Below are 6550 nucleotides of genomic sequence, written 5' to 3' on the forward strand. Positions count from 1 at the left end.
ACTTTTGCGACGTAAACAGAAATTAATAACCAAAAAAACCTTTTTATGAAACAATTTGTAAAATTTGCAGTTTTAGCAATTGCTATCTTAGCAATCAATGCTTGCGGTGGTAAAAAAGAAACTCCGGAAGCTGTAGCTGAAAAATTCCTCAATCACCTGAACAAGAAAGAATATGCTGAAGCCAAAAAACTTGGAACAGAGCAGACAGGTCAGATGATTGACATGATGGAAAGTTTCTCAAGCATTGGCGGTGCCGAAGCTAAAAAAGAAGCCAAAATCGAGAATCTGAAATGCGAAACCAAAGACGAAAAATCAGCTTGCACCTACACCAGCGATGGTAAAGACGAAAAAGTTGACCTCGTTAAAAAAGATGGCAAATGGTTAGTTGATATGAAAAAAGAAGGAACTGGCGACCAGACAACTCCTCCTGCTGATTCTACAGCTACACAGCCTGCCAACTAATATTCAGGCTTGAATTTTAAATTTCAGGGCAATGAAAAAGGTAATTATTATCGTCTTCATTGCCCTGATTGTTTTCGTCCTCGCCGCATATGCCTTCCTTAAAATTTACGATTACCGCTCCACGCGGAAACAAGAGTCGCTCCAATACGCATTATCTAAAGACGAATTAGCAAAGCTTCACAGCGGAGACATCATTCTGCGCCATGGCTATGGATTTGTTAGTGATATGATCGTCACCCAACTCAAAGAAAAGTACGACCTCTCTCATTGCGCCATCGTGTGCCGCGACAAAGACAGTCTCTACGTGATTCACTCCGTTTCAAGCTCCCTTTCAAACGTTGATGGAGTGCAGGCACAGGAAATTAATTCATTTATCCGCGAAAGCCAGTACAACTCAGTAGTAGTTGTGCGTTATAAAACCGATTCAGGCAAAGACCAGTCGTGCATTTGCGAAAGGGCGCGGGATTACCTGAAAAAAGGTATTCCATTTGACAATGCCTTTAACATCAACGACAGCACCGAATTCTATTGTACCGAGCTGCTGTGGAAAGTCATTTTAAATGAATATCATGTGGATATTATGGCAGGAAAAAACAACGAACGGAAAGACCATCTCAGATTCGACACTTTTCTTGACCCAACCCATTTCGAAATCATTATTGACCATCAGGCGCGCAAAAAGCGATAATTTTCAGTATTTCAATTCCACATTTACATTGCCTTCCGTAACCGTCCAGCAAATAGAATCACAGGTCGTTTGCGACGACTTGCTTACCTTGTCGCCCCCAATGGCATATATTATTTTATCGCCTGAAATATAGCGCGCAACAACTGAATAATAGGACCCGGTTTCCATCAGTACAGAATACTTCTCCTCCTTTATACTGTCGTACTTCACCAATACACTGTCTTCTACCCTGCCGCGGTAAATAGAAACCGGCACCCACGGATTTTCCGCATTGATGGTGAGCCGGATATTTAAATTAGCCGCAACAGGTTCGGTGGTTTCGCAATCCGTATAATCATACGACTGGCAATCCTGCTCCGATACGGATGACTTGCAACCGCAACAAACAACACATAATGCGAAAATAATAACCGAAAGTGTTCTCATGTTATAGCCAGCTGATAGTACGCAATATTTTATTATGATTGGGCAGGTTCATGAAAATGCCAACCGAAACTTCAACGCGGTGCGGTGATACCTTATATATATGATAATTTTCGTACGAATATTCCAGCCTGAAATTAAAATTGCCGTTTATATAAGCAAAGCCTGCAGCGGGCGCACATAAAAAACCGGTTCCGGTTTTACGGCTGAGTCCTTCATAATTGCCCCAGCTCATCAGCCCGCTTACATTCACAAAAGGACCGTAACGCAATTCAAAACTTCCGCCGGGAAGAACGAACATTTTTTCAAACCCCAGTACAAGCTTCCTTCGCTGCTCTCTGAGCTGCAGATAATATCCGTCGTGCTGTTCAAGAATGCTCTTCCGTGCCACACGGGTCGATATTCCCAGACTCCATGACGTATTGAATTTAGAATCAAAAATACTGAAAGCACAGCCCATCATATAATCCGTAAAATTGAAATCGGCCGGAATCAGCCTCAGCTCAAGACGGTCGTAAAATGGTAAAATGCTGCCTTTACCTGCATATTTGCGAATCATGCGCGCCACCCGTCTGTCGCATTTTATCCGCGCCATGTCAAGCGGACTGACATACGAAAATCTCAGTTTCCGGTTGAAGTTGCAGTGATACTTATATAATGTATCAGTAAGAGCAGTATTGCCCGTGCCGGTGCTTAACAGCACTGCCGTGAATCCTTTGTTGTCAAATTCATCAGTTTTAGAACCGTGTTTCAGCAACAGACCGGCAAGTACATCATGTCCGCCGTATGCAGCAATCATAAGCGCATTTGTACTGTCGTCGGCCTTCAGGTTCACATTTGCTTTATAGTAAATCAGCATGTCGGTCATATAAAAATCGCCTGCTGCAGCGGCATGCATCAATGCCGTAGCGCCATCATTATCATACAAATCAATATAGGCGCCTGCGCGGATAAGAGATTCGGCAATATCAAGCTGCCCTGCCGAAGCCGCGGTAATAAGAGCGGTGCGCCCGTCATACGGTTTCAAATCGGGATCAGCACCATGCTCAAGTAACAAATTCACTATTTCTTTAAATCCACCCTGTGCAGCATACATCAGAGAAGTTACACCACTTGTTGTCACGGCATTCACATCCGCACTGTCGGCAAGTGCCATTAAAACCGAATCCATCCTCCCTGAGTAAGCAGCCTCAAGCAGATGTCCGTCGGCTGCCGGATGTTTTTGAGAATACCCGCTCAGTGACATCAGAACAGCAACGGTGATTACAAATATCTTTATCAAAAGATGCTTCATGTAACGAAACTATATCTGCAAAGATAATTAAACTTTGAATGAACCGAGGCAAGGGCTCTGAGATGAAACGATGCGCTGTCTGCTGCTGCCAATGGCGACAATGAAAGCCAAACCAACAGATTAAACTATTTCCCGAACAATGATTATCTTTGCAGTGAAAAACAAAAAGCAGGCCTGATGCTTCAGTCTGCAACAACTAAAAAAGAGCACGATGAACATTTTAAATGGAAAGATTGCATTAATTACCGGAGCATCCCGTGGAATTGGGAAAGCGATTGCGCTCACTTTTGCCGCGGAAGGTGCGCAGGTGGCGTTTAGCGATATCCGCAGAGATGAATCCATGGAAGAACTGGAAAAAGAATTGAACGCCCTGGGAATTAAAGCCAGAGGCTACGCTTCGGATGCCAGCTCCTTTGAGCAGTCAGAAAAATTAATCAATGATATTATAGCTGATTTCGGCAGTATTGATATTCTGGTGAATAATGCCGGAATTACCCGCGACAACCTGCTGCTCCGCATGTCAGAAAATGATTGGGATCTGGTTATGAACATCAATCTTAAAAGTGTATTCAACCTTACCAAAGCCGTACAGAAAATAATGATAAAGAACCGCTTCGGAACCATTATTAACATGAGTTCCGTTGTCGGGGTTGGCGGAAATGCCGGACAATCAAACTACTCAGCCTCCAAAGCCGGAATTATCGGATTTACCAAGTCTATAGGACTTGAACTGGGCTCCCGGAACATACGCTGCAATGCCATCGCTCCCGGTTTCATTGAAACAGAAATGACGCATAAGCTGCCGCAGGCCGCTAAAGACGAATGGATCAAAGACATTCCGCTGAAGCGGTCAGGTACCCCTCAGGATGTTGCAAATGCTGCATTGTTTCTCGCATCCGACCTTTCTGCTTACGTCAATGGTCAGGTGTTGAATGTATGCGGCGGACTCAATACATAGTACACTCAGCACACTTAAATACGGGGTCATAATATTATTTACGAACCCATTAATAACTTCATTCATCTGATTTTTAGCATATTATAATGCAGCGAGTCTCCTCCGGGCTCGCTTTTTTATTGAATTGTCGCTGAAATTGCCCACTAAATATTTTTTGATTTCCATTATTCATTACCTACCTTTGCAAAGGAATTTAAATCCGACTCACTTACTTTGTACGGTTTTTACCAATCCATGTGAGTTACTTTAACTTTAACTTTAGGCTCTCCAAACTTAATATACCGCAGCATGAAGAACAAGTATATTGACCTGATAGAACAAACCTTTGACTTCCCTCAGGATGATTTCAAAGTGATTGAAGAAGAACTCTATTGGAACAACATCTGTCTGAAAGATATCATCAAGCAGTATGGTACACCACTGAAGATAAACTACCTTCCGAAGATATCAAGTCAGATACAGAAGGCGAAACGCCTGTTCAATGTTGCGTTTGCCAAGACCGATTACCAGGGCGAATATTATTATTCGTATTGTACAAAAAGTTCACATTTCTCTTTTGTGCTGGAAGAAGCGCTTAAAAACGACATCCATCTGGAGACTTCAAGTGAGTTCGATATCCATATTATTAAGAACCTTTACGAGACCAAACAGATTGATAAGGAAATCTTTATTGTATGTAATGGCTATAAGCGCGAAAAATATGTGCAGAATATCTGCGATCTGGTGAACAATGGCTTCGTAAACACCATCCCCGTACTCGATAATAAGGAAGAACTGAAGCAGTATGAGAAGAAACTGAAGCGCAAATGCAAACTCGGAATCCGCATTTCGGCCGAGGAAGAACCGCTATTCGACTTCTATACTTCACGTCTGGGCATCCGTTACAATGATATTATCGACTTTTATAAAACACAGATACGCAACAATCCGAAGTTCGAACTGAAGATGCTGCATTTCTTTATCAACACCGGCATTAAGGATTCTGCTTATTATTGGAATGAACTTTCCAAGTGTGTTACCGTGTATTGCGAACTGAAGAAACTCTGCAAAGAACTTGATTCGCTGAACATCGGTGGTGGCTTCCCCGTTAAGAATTCATTAGGCTTCGATTATGACTATGAATACATGACCGAAGAGATTGTTTACCAGATTAAAAACATCTGCGAACAGCATAAAACACCCGAACCGAACATCTTTACCGAGTTTGGTTCCTATACCGTGGGCGAAAGCGCCGCAGTTCTTTTCAGGATTCTCGGACAGAAACAGCAGAACGACCGTGAGCTGTGGAATATGATTGACAGCTCATTCATGACAACACTGCCCGACACATGGGCCATCAACCAGCGATTTGTATTGCTTGCCATCAATAAATGGGATCATGAGTACCAGCGCGTGAATCTGGGCGGCCTGACCTGCGACAGCCACGATTACTATAATGCAGAAGCTCATGCCAACGCCGTGTTCCTCCCTAAAAGTGAAGACAGCGACGAAGAACCCTTATACATAGGGCTGTTCCACACCGGAGCGTATCAGGAATCGCTGGGTGGTTTTGGCGGCATACAGCACTGCCTCACCCCTGCTCCCAAGCACGTTCTTATTGACCACGACGAAGACGGTGAAATCACAACAAAACTCTTTGCCAAAGAGCAAAGCTATAAATCGATGATGAAAATTCTGGGATACCTTTAAACCAATTAATAATTATTAATTGTCAATAATTACCACTCCGCGATTGCTGGTCTTCGTCTTCACAACCTTCACAAAGTGAGGGTTAGATGCAAAGGCATTGTTCATGATGTCAGCTATTTCGTCTTGCTTTTCTGCAGAAACAACGGCAAACACCGTGGAGCCACCTCCACTTACATTGAATCCGTAAGCTCCCGCATCAAGAATCTTCTTTTTTGTGTCCAGATACCCGGGTATGGACGCACCACGAACCGGTTCAGCAATATGATCGAGAGAAATTGCTTTTCCGAATGCCTGAGGATCTTTAGCCCATATAGCATGGATAACACCGGCACAATGTGCCATCTGTTCTTTTAATTTTTCAGGGCCAATTTCATAAGTAATGAAACCGCGTGTGGTCCGCAGGCTCTTGCGCATCACGGCAAGTACGAGGGGAAACTCAGGCATGTCCAGCCTGAGCACATCCATGGGAGCATAGCTGCGCACCAGCACAAAACCGCCTAAAAGAGCCGCAGCCACATTGTCGGCATGCGGTGATCCGCCCGATGCAACTTCACCCATGCGGGCAATATCAACGAGTTCATTATCACTCAGATTTAATCCAAGCAACCTGTTTGCACCATAAACGGCTGCCGCTGCCGAAGCACCCGTTGTTCCGAGTCCGCCACCCGAAGGCATTATTTTAATGATGTTGATATCAAACCCGTTCTTAAGTCCGAAACGGTTTTGCATATCAAGCAGTGCAAGTCCTGCTGTATTGTCTTCGACTTTCAGCGGAATATTCTGCGCATCTCCCGTTACCGTGATATTTATGTTTCCGGTATCGTTCAGGCAAAGTTCAACCTCATCATAGGGTTCATCAAGAGCCATGGCAAAAATATCATAGCCGGGGCCAACATTGGCAGTAGTTGCAGGAGCGCGGAGTCGAAGGGTTTTCATTTCTAAAAGTTTATAAAGTCCGTAAAGTCAAAAGTCGTAATGTCGAAAGTTTATAAAGTCCGTAAAGTCAAAAGTCGTAATGTCGAAAGTTTATAAAGTC

7 protein-coding genes are annotated in these 6550 nt (G+C 43.6%); 4 read left to right on the forward strand and 3 right to left on the reverse strand.

Going from position 1 to position 6550, the window contains the following annotated elements; translation table 11 throughout:
• Nucleotides 1-45 precede the first annotated feature (45 nt).
• Both WCM76_06360 and WCM76_06365 read left to right on the forward strand, forming a co-directional pair.
• The gene (locus WCM76_06360; GenBank protein ID MEI6765247.1) at nt 46-462 is read left to right on the forward strand and encodes a hypothetical protein; all 417 of its coding nucleotides are present in this window, start codon (nt 46-48) and stop codon (nt 460-462) included.
• A gap of 31 nt (nt 463-493) precedes the next feature.
• The gene (locus tag WCM76_06365; GenBank protein ID MEI6765248.1) at nt 494-1150 is read left to right on the forward strand and encodes a YiiX/YebB-like N1pC/P60 family cysteine hydrolase; all 657 of its coding nucleotides are present in this window, start codon (nt 494-496) and stop codon (nt 1148-1150) included.
• Nucleotides 1151-1153: 3 nt separating this feature from the next.
• Here the strand turns inward: WCM76_06365 and WCM76_06370 are convergent, their stop codons facing one another.
• Together WCM76_06370 and WCM76_06375 are read right to left on the reverse strand one after the other, a co-directional pair.
• A complete protein-coding gene (locus tag WCM76_06370; protein MEI6765249.1) occupies nt 1154-1576 on the reverse strand; it encodes a hypothetical protein in 423 nt (140 codons plus the stop codon).
• 1 nt (nt 1577) lies between these two features.
• Nucleotides 1578-2867 carry an ankyrin repeat domain-containing protein gene (locus tag WCM76_06375; GenBank protein MEI6765250.1) on the reverse strand — a complete coding sequence of 430 codons (1290 nt, stop codon included), beginning with the start codon at nt 2865-2867 and terminating at the stop codon, nt 1578-1580.
• Nucleotides 2868-3078: 211 nt separating this feature from the next.
• On the opposite strand from WCM76_06375, the gene fabG reads away from it, so the two are divergent.
• Nucleotides 3079-3825: a 3-oxoacyl-[acyl-carrier-protein] reductase gene (gene fabG, locus WCM76_06380; GenBank protein ID MEI6765251.1), complete on the forward strand. Its 747-nt coding sequence runs from the start codon at nt 3079-3081 to the stop codon at nt 3823-3825.
• A gap of 288 nt (nt 3826-4113) precedes the next feature.
• Nucleotides 4114-5514: an arginine decarboxylase gene (locus WCM76_06385; GenBank protein ID MEI6765252.1), complete on the forward strand. Its 1401-nt coding sequence runs from the start codon at nt 4114-4116 to the stop codon at nt 5512-5514.
• A gap of 15 nt (nt 5515-5529) precedes the next feature.
• Here WCM76_06385 and WCM76_06390 read toward each other — a convergent pair whose 3' ends face one another.
• Complete coding sequence (locus tag WCM76_06390; protein MEI6765253.1) at nt 5530-6450, reverse strand: homoserine kinase; 921 nt, start codon at nt 6448-6450, stop codon at nt 5530-5532.
• Nucleotides 6451-6550: the final 100 nt, after the last annotated feature.

The sequence above is a fragment of the Bacteroidota bacterium genome, from assembly GCA_037133915.1.
Classification (GTDB): domain Bacteria; phylum Bacteroidota; class Bacteroidia; order Bacteroidales; family CAIWKO01; genus JBAXND01.